The organism is Streptomyces sp. SAS_270 (assembly GCF_052543295.1).
Window position 1 is genome coordinate 18,599 of sequence record NZ_JBMNDS010000079.1, and the last position, 21,648, is coordinate 40,246.

At 70.9% G+C, this 21,648-nt stretch carries 18 protein-coding genes; 1 reads left to right on the forward strand and 17 read right to left on the reverse strand.

Going from position 1 to position 21,648, the window contains the following annotated elements:
- Positions 1 to 46: 46 nt before the first annotated feature.
- From ACN6LB_RS36575 to ACN6LB_RS36625, 11 genes are all read right to left on the reverse strand, one after another.
- Positions 47 to 1,228, reverse strand: coding sequence for an SUKH-4 family immunity protein (locus ACN6LB_RS36575; protein ID WP_445029619.1), 1,182 nt, complete (start codon positions 1,226 to 1,228; stop codon positions 47 to 49).
- Between the two features lie 163 nt (positions 1,229 to 1,391).
- A complete protein-coding gene (locus ACN6LB_RS36580; RefSeq protein ID WP_356141235.1) occupies positions 1,392 to 1,526 on the reverse strand; it encodes a hypothetical protein in 135 nt (44 codons plus the stop codon).
- Entirely contained in the window at positions 1,523 to 3,829 is a 2,307-nt protein-coding gene (locus ACN6LB_RS36585) for a xanthine dehydrogenase family protein molybdopterin-binding subunit (RefSeq protein WP_445029620.1), read from the reverse strand. Before ACN6LB_RS36585 ends, ACN6LB_RS36580 begins: the two co-directional genes overlap by 4 nt.
- Positions 3,826 to 5,319: a 2Fe-2S iron-sulfur cluster-binding protein gene (locus ACN6LB_RS36590; protein WP_445029621.1), complete on the reverse strand. Its 1,494-nt coding sequence runs from the start codon at positions 5,317 to 5,319 to the stop codon at positions 3,826 to 3,828. Before ACN6LB_RS36590 ends, ACN6LB_RS36585 begins: the two co-directional genes overlap by 4 nt.
- On the reverse strand, positions 5,316 to 6,209 hold the full coding sequence (locus ACN6LB_RS36595; RefSeq protein ID WP_356141241.1) for an FAD binding domain-containing protein: 894 nt from the start codon (positions 6,207 to 6,209) through the stop codon (positions 5,316 to 5,318). The genes ACN6LB_RS36590 and ACN6LB_RS36595 overlap by 4 nt, the downstream gene beginning before the upstream one ends.
- A gap of 278 nt (positions 6,210 to 6,487) precedes the next feature.
- Positions 6,488 to 8,128, reverse strand: coding sequence for a beta-N-acetylhexosaminidase (locus ACN6LB_RS36600; RefSeq protein ID WP_445029622.1), 1,641 nt, complete (start codon positions 8,126 to 8,128; stop codon positions 6,488 to 6,490).
- A 4-nt stretch (positions 8,129 to 8,132) separates the two neighbouring features.
- Positions 8,133 to 8,978, reverse strand: a complete 846-nt coding sequence (locus ACN6LB_RS36605) for a carbohydrate ABC transporter permease (protein ID WP_445029623.1) — start codon at positions 8,976 to 8,978, stop codon at positions 8,133 to 8,135.
- The gene (locus tag ACN6LB_RS36610) at positions 8,975 to 9,928 is read right to left on the reverse strand and encodes a carbohydrate ABC transporter permease (RefSeq protein ID WP_445029624.1); all 954 of its coding nucleotides are present in this window, start codon (positions 9,926 to 9,928) and stop codon (positions 8,975 to 8,977) included. Before ACN6LB_RS36610 ends, ACN6LB_RS36605 begins: the two co-directional genes overlap by 4 nt.
- 4 nt (positions 9,929 to 9,932) lie before the next feature.
- Entirely contained in the window at positions 9,933 to 11,240 is a 1,308-nt protein-coding gene (locus ACN6LB_RS36615) for an extracellular solute-binding protein (RefSeq protein WP_445029625.1), read from the reverse strand.
- 272 nt (positions 11,241 to 11,512) lie between these two features.
- A complete protein-coding gene (locus tag ACN6LB_RS36620) occupies positions 11,513 to 11,818 on the reverse strand; it encodes a DUF3039 domain-containing protein (RefSeq protein WP_356141251.1) in 306 nt (101 codons plus the stop codon).
- A 41-nt stretch (positions 11,819 to 11,859) separates the two neighbouring features.
- Complete coding sequence (locus ACN6LB_RS36625; RefSeq protein WP_356141253.1) at positions 11,860 to 12,432, reverse strand: YqgE/AlgH family protein; 573 nt, start codon at positions 12,430 to 12,432, stop codon at positions 11,860 to 11,862.
- 278 nt (positions 12,433 to 12,710) lie between these two features.
- On the opposite strand from ACN6LB_RS36625, the gene murA reads away from it, so the two are divergent.
- On the forward strand, positions 12,711 to 14,057 hold the full coding sequence (murA, locus tag ACN6LB_RS36630) for a UDP-N-acetylglucosamine 1-carboxyvinyltransferase (protein WP_445029626.1): 1,347 nt from the start codon (positions 12,711 to 12,713) through the stop codon (positions 14,055 to 14,057).
- A 254-nt stretch (positions 14,058 to 14,311) separates the two neighbouring features.
- On the opposite strand, the gene ACN6LB_RS36635 is transcribed toward murA, so the two are convergent.
- The 6 genes from ACN6LB_RS36635 to ACN6LB_RS36660 all read right to left on the reverse strand — a co-directional run bounded on the left by ACN6LB_RS36635 (position 14,312) and on the right by ACN6LB_RS36660 (position 21,644).
- Positions 14,312 to 14,593: an HU family DNA-binding protein gene (locus tag ACN6LB_RS36635; protein ID WP_007382399.1), complete on the reverse strand. Its 282-nt coding sequence runs from the start codon at positions 14,591 to 14,593 to the stop codon at positions 14,312 to 14,314.
- A gap of 411 nt (positions 14,594 to 15,004) precedes the next feature.
- Positions 15,005 to 16,438 (reverse strand): NAD-dependent malic enzyme, encoded by a 1,434-nt coding sequence (locus ACN6LB_RS36640; RefSeq protein ID WP_445029627.1) that lies wholly within the window; start codon positions 16,436 to 16,438, stop codon positions 15,005 to 15,007.
- A 421-nt stretch (positions 16,439 to 16,859) separates the two neighbouring features.
- Positions 16,860 to 19,295, reverse strand: coding sequence for a HelD family protein (locus ACN6LB_RS36645; protein ID WP_445029628.1), 2,436 nt, complete (start codon positions 19,293 to 19,295; stop codon positions 16,860 to 16,862).
- Positions 19,296 to 19,416: 121 nt separating this feature from the next.
- The gene (locus tag ACN6LB_RS36650) at positions 19,417 to 20,205 is read right to left on the reverse strand and encodes a zf-HC2 domain-containing protein (RefSeq protein WP_356141262.1); all 789 of its coding nucleotides are present in this window, start codon (positions 20,203 to 20,205) and stop codon (positions 19,417 to 19,419) included.
- Positions 20,206 to 20,243: 38 nt separating this feature from the next.
- The gene (locus tag ACN6LB_RS36655) at positions 20,244 to 20,774 is read right to left on the reverse strand and encodes a sigma-70 family RNA polymerase sigma factor (RefSeq protein ID WP_356141264.1); all 531 of its coding nucleotides are present in this window, start codon (positions 20,772 to 20,774) and stop codon (positions 20,244 to 20,246) included.
- A 276-nt stretch (positions 20,775 to 21,050) separates the two neighbouring features.
- Positions 21,051 to 21,644, reverse strand: a complete 594-nt coding sequence (locus ACN6LB_RS36660; RefSeq protein WP_356141266.1) for a CGNR zinc finger domain-containing protein — start codon at positions 21,642 to 21,644, stop codon at positions 21,051 to 21,053.
- Between the last annotated feature and the right edge of the window lie 4 nt (positions 21,645 to 21,648).

Consider the following 21,648-nt stretch of genomic DNA (forward strand, 5'->3'; position numbering starts at 1 on the left):
CGAGCCCGTTCCGCGAGCCCTTCCCGGGTGCGGCTACCCCGCGCAGCTACGCGTACAGCACCCCGCCCGCCTGGTCCTCGAATATCTCCGGCCAGTACCGCCAGCCGCCGTCATCGTCCGACAGCGGGGTCGGGGCGCAGGCGACGGGGTCGATCTGGGCGAGGGTCTGGATCACGGTGGCCGCCAACTGCCCGTAGGCACTGCTGAGGTGGTGCTCGGCGTCGAGGGACTTCTCGCGGCGCAGCAGCCAGAGGGTGAAGGCGAGGGTGGAGATGTCGGTGTTCAGGGGGCGGAGGGTGGTGTCGGTCTCGCTCCAGGCGAGGACCGCGCCCGTGGTGCCGTCGACGACGAGGCCGGCGTCCTCGATCAGGTGGCCGAGGCGGATCAACCCGGCGGCCCCGACCGGGAGTTGGTCCTCGGTGAAGTCGCCGGAGCGGACGTCGAGGCAGTACTCGGTGAGGGTCGGCAGCGGGACCTCGGTCTCCAGCTGGAACAGGAAGCCGTCCTCGGGGAGGCCCACTTCGCGCAGGAAGCGGCGCGTCGGCTCGTGTGTGAGCGCCGGTGGGAAGTCCACGTCCTCGAAGCGCATGATCCCGCCCGCGCCGAACTCCTCGTCCAGCAGACGCTTGGGCAGGTCGAGGACGAGTCCGTCGCCGGGGCCCGCGATCCGGGCGAGAGGACGGATCAGCGCGGCCATCCTCCAGTACGGCGGAACGCGGCCGTCGCCCACGTGCTCCTCGAAGACCGCGGCCAGCGCCCTGGACGCCTCGCCGACCGCCTTCGGACCGAACCGGCCCTCGTAGGAGGCGAACTGGCCGCGACTGTCCGCCAGTTCCTCCGTGGCCGCCGTGAACCGCAGCAGCGCCCCCAGGGAAGGAGCCAGCGGCAGGAAGTCGACGGGGCTGAGATTGCGGTGGACGTACATGGAGGTGATCTCGCCCGTCGCGCCGTCCAGCACGATCGGCTCCAGGTCACGGTCGAGGGAACGCAGCGCCCCTATGACCAGCTGGTCGCACAGCTCCTCGGCGATCCTGTCCGCCTCGCCGACGAGGTCCGCCACCCTCCGCAGCCCGTGCTCCCGCAATGTGTCGAACCGCAGCAGCGTGCCGTCGGACAGCAGTCCGGGCTCCGCCATCCACCGCCGTGTCGCCGCGTGCGTGACGTACGGATCCAGCTCAACCTCGGTCAGTGCTACCGCGCCGCCGACATCGGTGTCAGTCGTGCTCATGGCTCCCCCGCGCATGTGAACGCATCCGTGCTTCCCCCGTGCGGAACACCCGTCACCCCGCGGCAGTTCCCCACTGTTCGAGAACCCTACGCCGCGCCACTGACAACGCCGGAAACACCAGGAAACACACGACGGTCAGTCGGTTCGGACCGCCTCGGAGACCTCAGCTGAAGTACACGCCACCCACGACGACCACCACGGCCGCCAGCACGAACACCAGCAGCCCCAGCATCAACTTGCCGACGCTGGGCCCGGGTTCGTAGCGCGGCGGCTCGGAGGGCGTCTCAGGGGTGCTCACGACGTCGTCACCACGGCCGCCTGGGGGCGGATCGGGAGGCGGTTGACCGGGCGGCCCGTCGCCGCGCGGACGGCGGACGCGACGGCTGCCGGGGACGTGACGACCGGTACCGCACTGGCCGCCTTCGCACCGAAGGGCGCGACGACGTCCCGCTCCTCGACCAGTTTGACGATGTGGATGTCGGGGGCGTCGAGAGAGGTCGGGAGGGCGTAGCCGGTGAGGTCGGGGTGGCGGACCAGGCCGCGGGCCGTGCGGAGGTTCTCCGTCAGGGCCGCGCCGACTCCCTGGGTGACGCCCGCCTCGATACGGGCCGTCAGCTGCGCGGGGTTGAGGATCCGGCCGACGTCCTGGGCGAGCGCCAGCTCCACGACCCGTACCGAACCCAGCTCGATGTCGACGTCGACCACCGCGCGGATCGCGCAGAAGGCCAGGCCCACGAAGGCGTCGCCCTGTCCGGCGGCGTCGAGGGGCTCCGTCGGGTGCGGGCGGCACTGCGCGGTGGCCCACAGCTCCTTGCCGTCCATCGCCTCGGTGACAGTCGTGGAGAGCACACCGTCGTACGAGGTGATCTTGCCGTCGGTGATCTGGAGCAGCTCGGTCGACATCCCGAACTTGTGTGCCAGCGGCTGGAGCAGTTGGGTGCGGACCATCTTCGCCGCACGCTCCACCGCTCCGCCCGACACCCAGGTGTGACGGCCCCGGCAGCTCGGGCCCGCCGGCGGCTGGTCGGTGTCGACCGGCGCCACGTGCACCTCGTCGATGCCCAGCGTCTCCTGGACGATCTGCCGGGCCAGCGTCGTGAAACCCTGCCCCGTCTCGACCGCCGCGCACAGGACGGTCGCCACACCGTCGTGGACCTTCACGGTGGCCGTGGAGACCTCGTCCGTGCCCTCGGCGCCGAGCATGTGCACCATGCCGAGGCCGTAGCCCACGCCACGGCGTACGGCGCCGGGTTCGCCCGCGCCCTCGGGGCCACCGGGCAGCAGCCACTCGTCCTCGGGGGTGTCCTTGGGCAGCGCGGGAAGCGGGTAGTCCCGTACGGCCTGCAGCAGTTCGGCGACCGGGGCCGGGCACGTCACCGTCTGACCGGTCGGCAGGACGTCCCCGGTGGCCATCACGTTGCGCAGCCGGAGCTCCGCCGGGTCCATGCCCAGCTTCTTGGCGAGCTTGTCCATCTGCGCCTCGTAGGCGGCGCACACCTGCATGGCGCCCTCGCCGCGCACATGGCCGGAGGGCGGGTTGTTGGTGCGTACGGCCCAGCCCTCGATGAGCGCGTTGGGGACGACGTAGGGGCCGCAGGCGAAGGACACCGCGGCGGCCAGCGACTCCGACGACGTGTCCGCGTAGGCGCCCGCGTCGAGCAGGATCTGCGCCTCCACCTTCACCAGCTTGCCCTCGGCGTCCGCGTGGTGGCGGTAGCGCAGCAGGGTGGGGTGGCGGTGGGCGTGGCCGAGGAAGGACTCCTCGCGGGTCGCGGTGAGTTTCACCGGGCAGCCGGTCCGCAGCGCGAGCAGACCGAGCGGGAGCTGGAAGCCCTGGTCCTCGCGGTCGGCGGTGGCGCCGGGCACCCCGGTGACGACGACCTTCACGCGTTCGGGTTCGAGGCCGTAGCAGGCGGCGGCCGTGTCGCGGTCGGTGTGCGGGTCGGTGGAGGCGACGTACAGCTCGACGCCGCCGTCGGGTCGCGGCACGGCGAGGCCGGCCTCCGCGCCGATCGGGGCGGGGTCCTGGCGGCCGATGCGGTAGAGGCCCTCGACGACGATCTCGCCGGCCGCGTCCGGGTCGCCGTGGCGCAGCGGGATGTGCCGGATCAGGTTGCCGTCGGGGTGCAGCGGCGCCGCCTCGAAGGCCTGCTCGGGGTCGGTCACCGGGTCGAGTACTTCGTACTCGACGATGACGGCGGCGGCGGCCATGCGCGCGGTGTCGGGGTGGTCGGCGGCGACGGCGGCGATGGGCTCACCGTGGTGGCGTACGACCTCGGAGGCGAACACCGGGCGGTCGGGCCTGCCCCGGCCGTGCAGGGCGGCGCCGGGCACGTCCTCGTGGGTGACGACCGCGCGGACGCCGGGCATCTCGCGCGCGTGGCTGGTGTCGATCGACACGATGCGCGCGTGCGGGTGCGGCGAGCGCAGCACGGCCGCCCAGAGCAGGCCCTCGGCCCACAGGTCGGCCGCGTACGGGAAGGTGCCCTCCGTCTTGGCACGCGCGTCCACGGACGTCAGCGAGGTGCCGAGGCCGTGCGGCAGTGCCTCGGGCCCCGTGTCGGGTGCCTCGGGTGTCGCGGTCGCGGCTTCGTTGCTCACGCCTGGCCTCCGTCCTGGCCGTACGGCTGCTCCTGGGGGGCGTATCCGTCGTACGCGTCGTGCGCCGCCGCGGGGTTGACCCCGCCGGCGCCCGGGCCCGCCTGGTGCGGGATGCGCGCCTCGTCGGCGTCCTGTGCGGACTGCTCGTGGTCGGCGGCGGTGTGCGCCTCGCGCTCGGCGACGACCTCGCGCACCGCGTCGAGGACCCCGCGGTAGCCGGAGCAGCGGCACAGGTTGCCGCAGAGCGCCTGGCGGGCCTCCAGCTCGGTGGGCGCGGGGTTGCCCTCCAGGAGGTCGTGCACGGTCATCGCCATGCCGGGTACGCAGAAACCGCACTGCACGGCGCCGCACTTGGCGAGCGCCCGCTGCACGTCCGAGGGCTGCCCGTCGGCGGCCAGGCCCTCGACTGTGCGGACCTCGCTGCTCGCGGCGGTGACGGCGGGGACGAGGCAGGAGGCCACGAGCCGTCCGTCGACCTGCACGTTGCAGGCTCCGCACTCGCCCTGGGAGCAGCCGTCCTTGGCGCCCGCGAGGCCGAGCCGTTCACGCAGTACGTAGAGCAGCGATTCGCCGATCCAGGCGTCGGTGACGGGCCGGTCGGCGCCGTTCACGCGCAGGACGTACGAGGCGAGGGGGTGCTCGTCGTGCGGGGGCGCGGCGAGTGCCGCGTCGTCGTCGGAGTCGGCGCCTTCGGAACCTTCGACGGCCTCCACGGCTTCGGCGCCTCGGCCGGCTTCGGAGCCCTGCGCGGCCGGGTCGGCGTCCGCCTCGGGCGCCTCGGCTGCCACCGGCTCGGCAACGGCCTCAGGAGCCTCGTGCGGGGCGCCTGTGCCCTCCTGGAGCGCCTCGGCGTGCATGGCCGCCTGAGCGCCCGTCGACGGCTCCGTGGGGGCCTCTGCGGGGACTTCCTCCGGGGCGCGGGACCATGCCTCGCCGACGGCCTCCGTCGCCCAGGGCGCGGCCGCGCCGCCGGGGAGCGTGGGAGGCGGGGTGCCGCCCCACTGCTCGACCAGAGCGGACGTGGTGAACTCGCCCGATTCGTCCGGAAGATCGCCGTTGGCGACCGGGATGGACCACTGCCCGGTGACGTCGTGCCCGGACGCCGCGGAGCCTTCCCGCACGGCGTCGCGGAAGTCCCACTGCCCGGTGGCGCCCGGCTGGTACGCGAACCGGTCGCCGCCGGTCTCCTGCGGGGCCTGCGCGTTCGGGTCGGGCCACTGGACGGCGTCCGGGGGTACGGCCCAGGTGCCGGTGGCTCCCGGGTCGGTCGCCGCGACGGGCGGGGACGTCGAGGTGATGTGCGGGGGCACATAGCCGTGGCCGGGCGCCGCGAGCGGGCTGTCCCGGTCCGCAAGGAGGGCGTCGATGCCGCCCTCGGGGAGCTTGACGAAGGCGGTGGCGCCGTCGTCGTAGTCACCCTGCGGCAGCGGCTCCCAGGCTCCGTGGGTGCCGCCCCGGGGGGTGGCCTCTCCGTGCTGGTCGTCGGTCACGACAGTGCCCTCCCCAGTGCTCGTCGGGCCAGTGCGGCGACGGTGCGCCGCAGGTGCAGTACGGCGGGCGGAAGCTGTGGCACGGAGCCGTCCGCCTCGGGTACGGGGTCGGGGATGCAGGCCGCGGCGACGTACTCCCCGAAGGCGGTGAGCGCCTCCGGGACGATCGCCCGGTTGTTGTCCCAGTCGATCAGCCGGGCGACCCACGCCTCCGCGTCCAGGGGCCGCAGCGGCATCGGCGCTATGGCACCGACGGCGCACCGCACACCGCGCCGGGCGGGGTCGAGGACGAGCGCCACGGACGCGATCGCGCGGCCGGGGCCGGTGCGTCCCGTCGCCTTCAGGAAGACCTGGGGCGCGTGCAGCAGCGGCACGCGCACGAAGCCGATGAGTTCGCCGCCGCGGAGCATCTCCACGCCGGCGAGCAGATGCGAGACGGGGATCTCGCGGCGGGCGCCGCCCGGACCCGCGATGATCAGCGTGGCTTCCAGTGCGGCCAGCACGGGCAGCGCGTCCCCCGTGGGGGCGGCCGACGCGATGTTGCCGCCCAGGGTGCCCGCGTTGCGGATCTGCGGCGGACCGGCGGCGCGCGCGGCGGCGGCCAGCGCCGGGATGAGGGCCGCGAAGTCGGGACGGCCCATGCGGGCGTGGGTGAGACCCGCGCCGAGCAGCGCGTGTCCGTCCTGGTACTGCCAGCCGCGGATCTCGCTGATCCGGCCGAGGCCGACGAGGGCCGCGGGCCGGAGTTGACCCGCGTTGACCGCGGCCATGAGGTCGGTCCCGCCCGCGACGGGAACGGCGGCGGGCATGGCGGCCAGGGCCGCGACCGCCTCGTCCAGAGAGCCGGGCAGGGTCACGGCCTGCGCCGCCTGCGGTGCGTGCGTGGTCAAACCGGCTGCCCCTTCCCGCTGCCCCACCTGGTCCCACCTGTGTTGCGCGTACGGTACGTGCTGACAGGGCGGACGTGGCAACTCTGGCACATCTTCCCCGGCCCCTGACGCGGGGGTCCGCTAGGAGGCATTCGCCCCCCTCACCAGGGAGATGGTCCGTTTTCGTACGGCATCACCGGTGAGCGTGAATTGCCACTCTTCGGTGACTCCTGGGCGGCTTGTTCCTTGTGGGGTCCTGTGAGCCCCATGAGCCCCGTGAGGCCTCGTGGGGCGTCGTCTCACACGTTCGGGGGCGGCCCCTCGATCGGGCGTCCGAGCACACCGGGCCGCCGCTGCCACGGCAGAGGTCCGGTCGGCGGTCGGTAGGCGACTCCCAGGGCGTCAAGTCGCCCGTAGTGGGCGGTCATCCGCCGCTCGAAGTCGGCGAAGTCCCGTTCCCGCGGGGCGGGCAGGGCGCTCCAGGCGACCTCGGCGAAGGCCGCGAGCCGCGGGAACGCCTGGTAGTCCACGCGCGCGTGGTCCTCCATCACCTCGGTCCACAGGTTGGCCTGGGTGCCCAGCACATGGCGTTTCTGATCCTCTGTGAGCTGCGGCGGAACGGGCTCGAAGCGGTAGACGTCCTCCAGGGTGCGTACGTAGCCGATGGGCACCGGCTCGTCCTCGCCGCCGTCCTGACGGTGGTCCAGGTACACCTGCTGCTCGGGGCACATGACGACGTCGTGGCCGGCCTGCGCGGCCGTGATGCCGCCCTGGTAGCCGCGCCACGAGGAGACGGCCGCGCCGGACGCGAGACCGCCCTCCAGGATCTCGTCCCAGCCGATGAGCCGGCGTCCGCGCGCGGTGAGCCAGTCGTCGAAGTGCCGGATGAACCACGCCTGCAGCCCGTCCTCGTCGGCGAGTCCGAGTTCCTTGATGCGGGCCTGCGCGGCGGGCGACTGCCGCCACTGGTCCTTGAGGCATTCGTCGCCGCCGACATGGATGAACTCCGAGGGGAACAGGTCGAGGAGTTCCTCGAAGACGCCCTCGTAGAAGCGCAGGGTGTTGTCGGTGGGGGCGAGTACGTTTGCGGAGATTCCCCAGTTGTCCCAGACGGAGAGGGCGGAACCCCCCTCGGTGGAGGCGGTGATGACGTCGGTGTTGCCGAGTTCCGGATACGCGGCGATGGCGGCCTGCGAGTGGCCCGGGATGTCGATCTCGGGGACGACGGTGATATGCCGCTCGGCGGCGTAGGCGACGATCTCGCGAATGTCGTCCTGCGTGTAGAAGCCCCCGTGCGGCTTCTCCTCCCACAGGGGCGAGGCGCGATGGCCGAATTTCGTGCGCGCCCGCCAGGCCCCGACCTCCGTCAGCTTCGGATACCGCTTGACCTCGACCCGCCAGCCCTGGTCGTCCGTGAGGTGGAAGTGGAAGACGTTCAGCTTGTGCGCCGCCATCAGATCCAGATAGCGGAGCACACCGTCCTTGGGCATGAAGTGCCGGGAGACGTCGAGCATGAGGCCACGCCAGCGGAAGCGGGGTGAGTCCTGGACGTGGATCAGCGGCAGCTGCCACTGCCGACCGGGCAGCGGTGCGCGCCGGAAGGCATCGGGCCCCAGCAACTGCCGGAGCGTCTGGGCCCCCCAGAAGAGCCCTGCGGGACCACCTCCCACCACGTGCACACCCTTCGGCGTCACGGCGAGGCGATAGCCCTCTTCACCGAGGTCCTTGGTGACCATGCTGTGGATGTACAGGCGGATGACGTTGCCGTCGCCTCCCTCCCCCGGCGCGAGCGGCAGACCGGTGGCCGCCGTCAGCGTGGCCCGTAGCCAGCGTTCCGTTCGTTCCGTGCCTTCACCCGCGGCCACCTTTGTGTCCGGGCCCAGTTCGAAAAAGCGCTGTCCGTAGTCCGTCACATGGCCGGGCAGGGGAATCAGGTCCACTGGATCAATCCTTTACCGCTCCGCCCAGTCCGGAGACCAGCCGTCGCTGTACGAGTACGAAGAACACGAGCACCGGAACAGTCATGACCGTGGACGCGGCCATCACGCCTCCCCAGTCGGGCTCGTCCGGCTTGTAGAAGACGAGAAGGGCCATCGGCAGTGTGGACTGGGACGTGTCGCTGATGATGAAGGACTTGGCGAACAGGAAGTCGTTCCAGGCCGAGATGAACGAAAAGACGCTCGTGGCCACAAGTCCCGGGAAGACGAGCGGGAAAAGGATCTGCCAGAGGAATCGCGTCCGGCTCGCCCCGTCGAGGTACGCGGCCTCCTCCAGCGCCTCGGGAACCGCCTTCACGAAACCCCGCAGCATCCAGATGGCGAACGGCAGCGAGAAGGCGATGTGCGGCAGGATCAGCGAGCCCAGCGTGTTCAGCTGGCCGAAGTCGCGCATGAGGAAGAACAGCGGGATGGTCAGGGCCTCCACCGGCACCATCTGCGCGACCAGGAACATGATCAGCAGCGTGGTCCGGAATCGGAAGCGGAATCGTGTCACGGCCGTCGCCGCGAGAAAGGCGATCAGTGCCGAGGCGACGACCACGGAGCAGGCCACCACAAGGCTGTTGAGGAAGTACCGGCCGAATTCCTGTTGTTCGAAGACGCGCCGGAAGGAATCCAGGGAGGGCGAGAGCGTCCAGGGCCGGGGCTCGGTGGACTCGATCTCCCCGGCCGGCTTGAAGGCGCTCAGCACCATCCAGTAGAGGGGGAAGGCGACGACGGCCGCGATCAGCAGGGCCGACACCTCGGCGGCGAGCCGCCACGGGCGCCGTAGAACTGCTCCGACGATCCTCACAGTTCCTCCCCCTGCCGCTTCAGCAGCCTCAGGTACACGAGCGTGACGGCCAGCAGGATGGCGAGCGTCACGACGCCGATCGCCGAGCCGAGGCTGTACTGCGAGGAGGCGAACGCCTTCTGGTACGCGTACACGTTCAGCACGAGGTTCTGGCCCGCGATGCCTCCGCCGTTCGTCATCACGTAGATCTGCGTGAAGACCTTGAAGTCCCAGATGACCGACTGGATGGTGACGACGACCAGGATCGGCCGGAGCATCGGCGCCAGGACGGACCGCCAGATCCGCCACTGCGAGGCGCCGTCCAGGGCGGCGGCCTCCAGCACCTCGGCCGGTACGGCGCGGATCCCGGCGTAGACCGTCACCATCACGAACGGGAAGGAGCACCAGACCACTTCGAGCAGCACGAGGGCGAAGGCGCTGTAGCGGCCGTACGTCCATGAGTGGTCGCCGAGTCCGAGGACCCGGTTGACCGGGCCGAAGTCGGGGTCGAAGAGGAGCAGCCAGACCGTGGAGCCGGTAATCGCCGGGGTGGCCCAGGCACCGAGCGCGGCCAGCATCAGAGCGAGCCGCGGCAGGGCCCGTACCCGGGTGAGGAGCACGGCGAGCGCGCAGCCGACCGTGAGGGTCGAGACGACGCAGGCCGCCGCGAACAGCACGGTGGCGATCAGTACCTGCCAGAACTCCGCGTCCGCGAAGAGGGTCGCGTAGTTCCCGAAGCCCTGGAAGGTCGTCGGCTCACCGCCGCTGACCTGCGCCTGGGTGTATTCGAGGAACGAGATCAGGCCGAGCTGGTAGACGGGGTAGACGAGCAGGCCGCCGAGGACGACGAGGGCGGGGGCGAGGTAGAGCCAGGGGGTCCAGCCGCCACCCCGGCGCCGGGGGCCGGTGGGCGCGGCCTTCGCGACGGCGCTGCGCGGGGCCCTCTCGGCGAGGGTGTCGTGCGCGGTCATCCGCTCAGCCCACGGAGGCGAAGGCGTCGTTCATCTTCTTCGCCGCGTCCTTCGAGGCCGCCGCCACGTCCTTCTTGCCGCTGACGACCTCCTGGAACATGGTCGGCAGCACCAGGGAGGCGTCGATCTGCGCCCAGGCCGGCGAGGCCGGCACGAACCTGGTGCCCGAGGAGAGCGTCTTCACGAACGGCGCGACGAACGGCTCCTTCGCGGCGACGTCGTCGCGCACATCGGTGAACGTCGGCAGGAAGCCCATGGCGTCGAAGAGTTCGGCCTGCGTCTTCTTCGACGCCAGCCGCTCCATCAGGTCGACGGCGAGGGTGCGGTGGGTGGTGCTCTTCAGTACGCCGAGGTTGTTGCCGCCCGCGAACGCCGGGGCGATCTCCCCCGGCTTGAGGCCCGGCAGCGGTACGACCGCGTACTTGCCCTTGACCTTGCCCGCCTCGATCGCCGCATGGCTGAAGTCGCCGCCGATGGCCATGCCTGCCTTGCCGGACGCGAAGGCCGTCACGGTGTCGTTGCCGCCCATGCCCGCGCACTTGGCGGCGGGGCAGTTGTCGTCCCCGAAGAGCGAGGTGTAGGCCTTGATGCCCTTCTGCGCGGCCGCGCTGTCGATGGCGGAGGCGTACGAGCCGTCCTTGCCGCCCGCGATCTCGCCGCCGTTGGCCCACACGAAGGGCATCGCGCCGTACGTGTAGGCGCCGCCGACCGCGAGCCCGTACAGGTCGGGCTTCGCCGCGCGGATCTTGTGGGCCGTGTCGATCAACTCGGCCTGTGTCTTCGGGGCTTCGAGGCCGAGTTCCTTGAAGAGGTCGGTGCGGTAGTAGAGGGCGCGGACGCCGACGAAGTACGGGACGCCGTAGATCCTGCCGTCGACCGTCACGGACTGTCTGGCCGTCGGGTCGGTGTCCTTGGCCTCGCTCCAGTCGGTGAAGTCCTTGGTGACGTCGGCGAGTCCGCCGTCCTTGACGTACCCGGCGGTGTCCGTGTTGCCGTACTCGATGACGTCCGGGGCGCTCTTGGGGTCGTTGAAGGCGGCCTTGATGCGCTGGGCGCGGGTCTCCACGGGGATGTACTCCACGGTGACGCCGGCGCCCTTGTGGGCCTTCTTGAAGGCGGCGACCGTCTTGTCGACGACCTGTTGCTTCGGCTTGTTGCCGACCTCCTGGAAGAGCCAGACGCGCAGGGTGCCGGTCCGCTCGTCCTTGCCGGAGGAGGAGTCGTCGGAGGCCTGGGGGGCGCAGGCGGTGGCGGTGAGGCCCGCGAGGGCGAGGGCCGCGGCTGCGGCGGCCGTTCGGACAGAGAGCTTCATCGAGCGTCCTCCGGTGGGGGTGCGTTGCAACATGCGCAATGACGGTTTTGCTCTGCACAACACCCCGGAGGCTATGGACTACATGAACATGCCCACAAGAGGTCTCAACCACTCTGTGACCACCCGACGCACCCCGTGCAACGCGGGTGCAGCACAAAGGCCCCCGGGGCGCACCAAAACGCGCCTCGGGGACCTCGTGCGGATCAGTCGTTCAGCGGGAGGGACCGACGGACAGCGGGCGGAGCGCCCACCCGATCCGGCCGGCGGAGCGGCTACTTGCCCTTGCCGTCCTTGCCGTCCTTGCCCTTGTCGCCACCGGCGTTCATGGACTCGTAGATCTCCTTGCACATGGGACACACCGGGTACTTCTTCGGGTCGCGGCCCGGGACCCACACCTTGCCGCAGAGGGCCACGACGGGCGTGCCGTCGAGGGCGCTCGCCATGATCTTGTCCTTCTGGACATAGTGGGCGAAGCGCTCGTGGTCACCGTCGCCGTGCGACGTCTGCGGCGTCGGCTCTACGAGGGTCCCCGTCCCAGTACCTCGCTGGGGCTGGGTCTCAGGCTCAAGAGTGCTCATAACTGCAAGAGTACTGAAGCTCACAGAGGTCATCACAGTGGTCAGTTGAGCGAAGGGTCGTCCGGGTACGTGGCCACCATCGCCAGCTCGTTGCGCTGGCGGCGCAGGACCTCGCGCCAGAGGCGTTCCGGGGAGGGGGAGGAGACGTCTCCGGGCTCGGACTCGACGACGTACCAGGCGCCGTCGGTCAGCTCGTCCTCCAGCTGGCCCGGGCCCCATCCGGAGTAACCGGCGAAGATCCGCAACGAGCCCAGCGCGGAGGCCAGCAGCTCGGGCGGCGCCTCCAGATCGACGAGGCCGATCGCGCCGTGCACTCGCCGCCAGCCGAGCGGGGTCTTCTCCCCGGACGCTCCGCCGGGGATGACCGCGACGCCGAGCGCCGAGTCGAGGGAGACCGGGCCGCCCTGGAACACCACACCGGGTTCGCCGGCCAAGTCCGCCCAGGCCTCCAGGATGTCGCCCACGTCGACCGGGGTCGGGCGGTTGAGGACGACGCCGAGCGAGCCCTCCTCGTCGTGGTCGAGGAGCAGCACCACCGCGCGGTCGAAGTTCGGGTCCGCCAGGGCGGGCGTGGCCACGAGCAGCCGCCCTGTGAGCGAGGACACCTCGGTCATGCCAGACATGATCCCGCATCTTCCCCGCCGACGGGGAGGCAATACCCGTACCGGAGTGAACGCAGCTCAGGGCGTGCAGATGCAAGAAGAGCGCGCACGCGCACCGGTGACCCCGTGTGCCCGATTAGGAACGGTTCGTGTTGTGGCAAAGCTATGACGTAGCTGGGCCGTCCCTGGGCTTACAGAAGGGGGGTGGGCGGCCATTACCCTTGCTGCTTCGGCTCCTGTACCACTGGACCGCCGACGCCACCTGCCCAACTCATCGGAACGCGAGATACATGACCGTCAACGGCTCAGACGATGTACTGCTTGTCCACGGCGGAACCCCGCTCGAGGGCGAGATCCGGGTCCGCGGTGCGAAGAACCTCGTACCGAAGGCCATGGTCGCCGCCCTGCTGGGCAGCGAGCCGAGCCGGCTGCGCAATGTTCCCGACATCCGCGACGTCCGTGTCGTACGCGGGCTGCTGCAGCTGCATGGTGTGACGGTCCGTCCGGGCGAGGAGCCGGGCGAGCTGGTGATGGACCCGTCGCACGTGGAGAGCGCGAACGTCGCCGACATCGATGCCCACGCGGGGTCGAGCCGTATCCCGATCCTCCTCTGCGGTCCGCTGCTGCACCGCCTCGGGCACGCGTTCATCCCGGGCCTGGGCGGCTGCGACATCGGCGGTCGGCCGATCGACTTCCACTTCGAGGTGCTGCGGCAGTTCGGCGCGACGATCGAGAAGCGGGCGGACGGCCAGTACCTGGAGGCCCCGCAGCGGCTGCGCGGCACGAAGATCAAGCTGCCGTACCCGTCCGTGGGCGCCACCGAGCAGGTGCTGTTGACGGCCGTCCTCGCCGAGGGCGTCACCGAGCTCGCCAACGCGGCGGTCGAGCCGGAGATCGAGGACCTGATCTGCGTCCTGCAGAAAATGGGCGCGATCATCGCGATGGACACCGACCGCACCATCCGCGTCACCGGGGTCGACTCCCTCGGCGGCTACACCCACGCGGCCCTCCCGGACCGCCTGGAGGCCGCCTCCTGGGCTTCCGCGGCGCTGGCGACCGAAGGCGACATCTACGTCCGCGGCGCCCAGCAGCGCTCGATGATGACGTTCCTGAACACCTACCGGAAGGTCGGCGGCGCCTTCGCGATCGACGACGAGGGCATCCGCTTCTGGCACCCGGGCGGCCAGCTCAAGTCGATCGCGCTGGAGACGGACGTCCACCCCGGTTTCCAGACCGACTGGCAGCAGCCCCTGGTGGTCGCGCTCACCCAGGCGACGGGCCTCTCGATCATCCACGAGACGGTCTACGAGTCCCGCCTCGGCTTCACCTCCGCGCTCAACCAGATGGGCGCACACATCCAGCTCTACCGCGAGTGCCTCGGCGGCTCGAACTGCCGCTTCGGTCAGCGCAACTTCCTGCACTCCGCGGTCGTCTCGGGCCCGACCCGCCTGCAGGGCGCCGACCTGGTCATCCCCGACCTCCGCGGCGGCTTCTCGTACCTGATCGCGGCCCTCGCGGCCCAGGGCACCTCCCGGGTGCACGGCATCGACCTGATCAACCGCGGCTACGAGAACTTCATGGAGAAGCTGGTCGAGCTGGGCGCGAAGGTCGAACTGCCGGGCAAGGCGCTCGGCTAGCCGAAGACTCACCACCCTCGGCCCCGAGCTGCGCCGGTCTCGGCTGGGGGTCCGGGGGTCATCCCCCGGATAGACACAGCATGGAAAAGCTGGTCGAGCTGGGCGCGAAGGTCGAACTGCCGGGCAAGGCGCTCGGCTAGTCACCGCAGCAGACACGGTCGTACGTACGACGATGGGGCGGCCCCTGGTGAAGGGGCCGCCCCATTGGCGTTACTGCGTGCCGTGTGCGCCCGTCCCGAGGCGCACGAACGGACTTACTTGCCCTTGGCGGCTTCCTTGAGCTTGCTGCCCGCGGAGACCTTCACGCTGTAGCCGGCCGGGATCTGGATCGGGTCGCCGGTCTGCGGGTTGCGCGCGGTGCGAGCGGCACGGTGGGTGCGCTCGAAGGTCAGGAAGCCGGGGATGGTGACCTTCTCGTCGCCCTTGGCGACGATCTCGCCGACGGTCTCGGCGAAAGCGGCCAGAACGGCGTCGGCGTCCTTGCGAGTCACCTCGGCACGGTCGGCCAGCGCGGCCACCAGCTCACTGCGGTTCATGTCGTTACTCCCGTGTTCTTCTTGCCGTTGAGGCGTGCCACGCGGCGGAGCCGCATGTCGGATGCGGCGAAGCCGATGTTGCCAGGGTCCTCGGTCGGTCCCCGGACCCGGGTCCGTAGCCAGACCCTCGCGCCCGAAGACGCATCCTGCCCCCACCTGCGGCGGGAAAGCCAATCCGGCACCCCTGGGAGTCACACGAACACCCTTGGGAGTCACACGAAAAGCGCCACTGCCTCAGTGTGGTGACGCTCCGTGCGCTCCCGGCACCGGGCCGCAGGGCCTGGAGGCCTGAGCCTGGCCGCCACCTTAGGGGGCGGCCAGGAGCCCAGTGTCACGCGACGCGCCGTGTCCCGGCGGTCGTGGCAACCGTCACAGGCCTTACGCCCGCTCGGATCAGGCGGTTGAGACGGTTCAGGCGGTCGCGTTGCCCGCCTCGGTCACGCCCGCCGCCTTCGCGGCGTTGCGCACCGCTCCGGCGACGGCGCCCGCGACCTTGTCGTTGAAGACGCTGGGGATGATGTAGTTCGGGTTGAGCTCGTCCTCGGTCACCACGTCCGCAAGAGCGGTCGCGGCGGCCAGCATCATCTCCGTGTTGACCGTGCGGGACTGGGCGTCCAGGAGGCCGCGGAAGACGCCCGGGAAGACCAGGACGTTGTTGATCTGGTTGGGGAAGTCCGAGCGGCCGGTGGCCACGACCGCCGCCGTCTGACGGGCGATCGCCGGGTCGACCTCGGGGTCGGGGTTCGCGAGCGCGAACACGATGGCGCCTTCGGCCATGGCGGCCACGTCGTCGCCGTCCAGCACGTTCGGGGCGGAGACGCCGATGAAGACGTCCGCGCCGCGCACGGCCTCCTTCAGCGTGCCCGTGAGGCCCTCGGGGTTGGTGTTGTCGGCGATCCAGCGCAGCGCCGAGTCGGGGGCCGCGTCGACGAGGTCCGAGCGGTCCGCGTGCACGACGCCGTGGATGTCGGCGACGACCGCGTTCTTGACGCCCGCGGCGATCAGCAGCTTCAGGATGGCCGTACCGGCCGCGCCCGCGCCGGACATGACGACGCGGATGTCGCCGATGGCCTTGCCCGCGACGCGCAGGGCGTTCGTGAGGGCGGCGAGGACGACGATCGCGGTGCCGTGCTGGTCGTCGTGGAAAACGGGGATGTCCAGGGCCTCGCGCAGCCGGGCCTCGATCTCGAAGCAGCGCGGCGCGGAGATGTCCTCCAGGTTGATGCCGGCGAAGCCGGGCGCAATCGCCTTGACGATCGCCACGATCTCGTCGGTGTCCTGGGTGTCCAGGCACAGCGGCCAGGCGTCGATCCCGGCGAAGCGCTTGAAGAGGGCCGCCTTGCCCTCCATGACCGGCAGGGCCGCCTTCGGACCGATGTTGCCGAGGCCGAGCACGGCCGAGCCGTCGGTCACGACCGCAACGGAGTTGCGCTTGATGGTGAGGCGTCGGGCGTCCTCGGGGTTCTCGGCGATCGCCATGCACACGCGGGCCACGCCCGGGGTGTAGATCATCGAGAGGTCGTCACGGTTGCGGATGGGGTGCTTCGACGCCATCTCGATCTTGCCGCCGAGGTGCATCAGGAACGTACGGTCGGAGACCTTGCCGAGCGTCACGCCCTCGATGTGACGCAGCTGCTCGACGATCTCGTCGGCGTGCGACGTGGAGGTCGCCGCGATGGTGACGTCGATGCGGAGCTTCTCGTGGCCGGATGCGGTCACGTCGAGGCCGGTCACCGAGCCTCCGTGGGACTCGACGGCTCCGGTGAGCTGGGAGACCGCGGTTCCGCTCGCGGGCACCTCCAGCCGGACCGTCATCGAGTAGGAGACGCTGGGCGCCGTTGCCATGGCCGACTTCCTCTGCTTTCACCGGGTACTGCTCGTGTCGCGGGTATGCCGTCCGATCGTCGCACCTACCGCGCAGTACGCGGTAGCCGCCCCGGATTGCGAACGTTTTGGTCGCGACCCGGTTTCACTTTCGGAAAACAGATTCCACCATACGAGAGCACAACGGGAACATACGAGTAGTCCGGAAGACAACAAAGAGGTCCACGTCACGTGGTGACGTGGACCTCTTGTCGTTCAGTGGCACCGACCCGCCATGCTCGCCTCGCGGCAAGTGGTCGCTCGTAGCGACGAAGGTTGGGCCCGGGGGCTTGGATCGAGCCGGTGCCACACCCAGGCTAACAAACAGATCCCGTAAGGCCATTCCCGTACCGGAAGTTCATTTCAGCGACCACCCGGTCGGTCCCGCGGGGCGCTCACCCGGTCAGTCCCGCAGCAGATCCGGCACCCCGTTCCCGTCCGGCGCGTCCCGGTCCGCCGAGACGACCGTGAGCTGCTGCGTCGCGCGGGTCAGCGCGACGTACAGGACGCGCAGCCCCGCGGGCGACTCGTCGGCGATCTCCGCGGGCGAGACGACGACCGTGGCGTCGTACTCCAGCCCCTTCGCCTCCAGGCTGCCGAGCGCCACCACGCGCTCCCCGAGCCCGGCGAGCCAGCGCGCGGCCTCCTCCCGCCGGTTCATCGCGACGACGACGCCGACGGTGCCGTCGACGCGGTCCAGCAGCCGGGCCGCCTCGGTGCGCACGGACTGGGCCAGCGAGTCGCGTACGACGGCGCCGTTCCCGCTGTTCGTGGCCACGAAACGAGGCTCGACGCCCGTGGACCGCACGGCGGACGGGGACGTGGAGCCCGGCATGGCGAGGGCCAGGACCTTCGCGGCGAGCTCGGCGATCTCGGCGGGGTTGCGGTAGTTGACGGTGAGCGTGAAGCGGCGGCGCGGGCGGGTGCCCAGTGCCTCGTCGCGGGCCTCCGCCGCCTCGTCCGGGTCGGACCAGGACGACTGGGCGGGGTCGCCGACGACCGTCCAGGTGGCGTGCCGGCCCCGGCGCCCGACCATCCGCCACTGCATGGGCGTGAGGTCCTGCGCCTCGTCGACGATGACGTGCGCGTACTCGGTGCGCTCCTGCGCCAGGCGCTCGGCGCGCTCGCGCTGCGTCTCCTCGCGCGTCGGCATCAGCTCCTCCAGGCCGGTGAGCTGGTCGAGCGGGTCGAACTCGCGCCGCTTCTTCGGCCGGACCGGGCTGCCGAGGACGGCCTGCAGCTCGTCGAGCATCGCCACGTCGTGCACGGAGAGTCCGTCGCGCTTGAGGGAGCGCGCCACCCGCCGCACCTCGCCGGGGTTGAGGATCCGCCGCGCCCACCGCCCCAGGCGCCGTTCGTCGGCCATCGCGGCCAGCACACCGCGCGGGGTCAGCTCCGGCCACCAGGCGTCCAGGAAGGCGATGAAGCTGTCCTCGGAGGCGACGTCCTCGTCGAACGACGAGCGCAGCTCGGCGGCCAGCTCCGGGTCGCTGTGCCGGCTGCCCGCCCCGGACTGCGACCAGAGCGCGTCGAGCAGCAGCTTGCGGGCGCGCGGGCGCAGCAGGTTGACCGGTGCGGTCCCGCTGAGCGCGTTGTGCCGGACGCGGTCCAGCTCGGCGGCCTCCAGCTCCAGACGGCGGCCGAAGGCGACGACACGGAGACGGGAGGGGGTGCCGGCGGGAGCCCCCGGCTCACGGCCGTCCTCCTCGTCCTCACCGAACGCGAGCTGCTGTTGCTGCCGTACGGGAACGGGCGCCTCCAGCGCGCCCCGCGCCGCCTTCCGCAGCACCTTCAGCATCCGGTACGAGCCCTTGGCGCGGGCCACGGCCGGGGAGTCGTACAGCGTGGCCTCCGCGCCGTCGACGAGCGAGCCGATGGCGCGGATGGCGACCTGGCCCTCCTCACCGAGGGACGGCAGGACGCCCTCCGTGTACGCCACCAGCAGGGGCGTGGGCGAGACGATGAGGATGCCGCCCGCGTACCGGCGGCGGTCCTGGTAGAGGAGGTAGGCGGCGCGGTGCAGGGCGACCGCCGTCTTGCCGGTGCCCGGGCCGCCCTCCACGTACGTCACGGACGCGGCGGGCGCGCGGATCACCAGGTCCTGCTCGGCCTGGATCGACGCCACGATGTCCCGCATGGTGTGGCTGCGGGCCTGGCCGAGGGCGGCCATCAGGGCGCCGTCGCCGACGACAGCGAGCTCGTGTCCGTCGAGGGAAGCTTTCAGCTCCGGACGCATCAGGTCGTCCTCGACACCGAGGACCTTGCGCCCCTTGGAGCGGATGACCCGGCGGCGCACCACACGGCCCGGGTCGACCGGCGTCGACCGGTAGAACGGCGCCGCAGCGGGCGCCCGCCAGTCGATGACGAGCGGGGAGTAGTCCGTGTCGAGGACGCCGATACGGCCGATGTGGAGCGTCTCCGCGACGTCCGCCGTGCTGTCCGGGCGCACCGCACCCTCGGCCGGCTCCACCGCCGTGTACGCCCCGTCCGGGCCCTTCTTGCCGTCCTTGCCCAGGAGCAGGTCGATCCGGCCGAAGAGGAAGTCCTCGAACTCGTTGTTGAGGCGGTTGAGGTGGACGCCCGCCCGGAACACCTGGGCGTCCCGTTCGGCGAGCGCACCGGGCGTACCGACCTGACCGCGCTGGGCGGCGTCGTTCATGAGGAACTCCGCCTCGTGGATCTTCTCCTCAAGACGCCGGTACACCCGGTCCAGGTGTTCCTGTTCGACACTGATCTCCCGGTCGCGTACCGAGTCCTGGGCGGACTTTCGTACGGAGTCCTGAGCTGAGGACTCACCGACCGGACCGACCGCGGTTTCCTGCTGAACCTGAGCGGCCACCGGGCCCCCTTCTGACGTGCATGGCAGCCGTCAACCGTACGCGAAAGGGGGCCGTGCAGGCTACGCGTCCGCCCCGGGTCGCTCGCGCGCCGACCCGGGGCGGTTGCCCTGTTCCCTCTCGCTACGCCTTCGCCTGGACCTCGACGAGGCGCTTGCCGCCGAACGTCATGACCTCGAAATGGTCGATCTGGTTGGGCGAGAAGGCCGCGCCGCCGTGCACGTAGAGCGGCAGCTTCGCCTCCTCGGACTTGGCGTTGGCAATGCCGTAGCCCCAGTTCGGGACGGCCCAGGAGGTCACCGTCTCGCGCTCGCCGTTCTTGCCCACGGCGATCAGGGAGCACCTCTCGGGGCCCTTGACGTTCTTCAGCTGCAGAACGGCGTGGGTGCCCCAGTCCTTCTTCTCCACGGCGACCACGGCGGAGACGCCGGTGCTCTTGTCCGTGGCGGCCACCTTGTCGGTCATGACCTCGAACGCGGCCTTGGCCGGGCTGGTGGCGTGCGCCTGCGGCGGCATCGTGGAGCTGCTGTCGCCGCCGTTCACCGCCATCACGGTGAGCGGGCCGCCGATGATCAGCGCGGCCGCGGCCGCCACCAGGTACATTCCGCGCCGGCGCTTGTGGGCGCGCCGCATGGAGACCTCGTCCACCAGCCGTTCGGCAAGCTGTGGACTCGGCCGGGCGGCCAGGGACTCGCCGATGGCCGGGGTGCCCTGGGCGGCGGGGAGGTCCGCGAGGGCGGCCAGCATGGGTTCCATCCCGGCGAGCTCGTCGAGCTGCTGGGCGCACCACTCGCACGTGGCGAGGTGTGCCTCGAAAGCGGTTGCCTCGGCGTCGTCGAGAATGCCGAGCGCGTAGGCGCCGACCGTCTCATGGATGTCGCCCGGACCCTGCTGTGCCTGTGATCCCTGCATGGATCCTGGACCACCCGTTCCGTATCCCCCGTACGTGTTCATGCCGTCACCCCCCGCTCCTCCAGCGCCAGCTTCATGGACCGCAGGGCGTAGAAAACCCGTGAGCGCACCGTGCCACTGGGTATACCCAGGGTCTCGGCCGCCTCATTCACGGTACGTCCTTTGAAGTACGTTTCGACCAGTACTTCCCTGTGAGCAGGGGTCAGGTCGTCCAGCGCGTCCGACAGAGTCATCAGCCACAACGCCTTGTCGATCTCGTCCTCCGCAGGGATGACCTCGAGCGGTGACGGGTCCACCTCCTGCGGCCGGGCCTGCCGGCTGCGGTGGCCGTCAATGACGATGCGCCGGGCAACCGTCACCAGCCAGGGGCGTACCGAACCGGTCGCTCGATTGAGCTGACCGGCGTTCTTCCAGGCACGGATGAGCGTCTCCTGCACGACGTCCTCCGCACGCTGCCGGTCGCCGGCGACCAGCCTGAGGACATAGGCGAGGAGGGGACCCGCATGCTCCCGATACAACGCACGCATCAGCTCCTCGTCCGGTTCAGGGGACGAGGGTTGCTGGGACATGCGATGTCGGGCCCTTGGCCTGCTTTCATCAGCCACGGCGGAATCCTTGCGCACGCCTACCTCCGGTGTCCGGGGGTTCCCCCAGTCGGTCGCTCATACCCGGGTACGCGTGCGGTCGATGGTGTGTTCAAAGTGTGCGCACATATTTCTTGGGAAATCTGGGAACAGGGTGGTCCGGTCGCGGCACGTGATCGGAAGATCACATAGAGCTGATCATGAGCGGGTGGACCGACCTGCGGGCACACGGACCGGGCTCGGCTGATCATGCCCGACGGCTCACGCGCGCGCGAGAGCCGCCCTGCGTCGGTGCCGGGCGACCCGTTCCCGGTTCCCGCAGACCTCGCTGGAGCACCAGCGGCGCCGCCGCCCGCGCGAGGTGTCGAGATAGACGATCGGGCAGTGGTCCCCCTCGCACTGGCGCAGGCTGGCACACGCCACCGGGTCGGTGAGGAGGTCGACCGCGTCCCGGGCCACCACGGCGAGCAACTCCGGGCAGCCGGGCGGCGCGTGCAGCCGGCGCCGCAGCGAACCGTCGTCTGCGCGTACGGCCCAGGGGGCGGGCGGCGTGCCCAGCGCCACGGCGTTGACCCGGGCCAGCGCCGCGTCGGCGGGCTGACCGTCCAGCTCCCCGCGCACCAACTGCGACACGTGGCCGCGCAGTTCACGGAAGGAGGCGAGCCAGGCCGCGTCGACCGCCGTGAGCGGTGTCCCCGCGGGCACGAGCCCGGAGCCGGTGATCCAGTTCCGCAGCCGCGCGGCGGAGTCGAGCCGTTCCTCGGGATGGGTGGTCGCCACGAGATCCAGGCAGATCCGCCCGGAGTCGAACCGCAGTTCGTACGAGGCCGTGGCCGTGGCTGTGCCCAATGCCATGTGC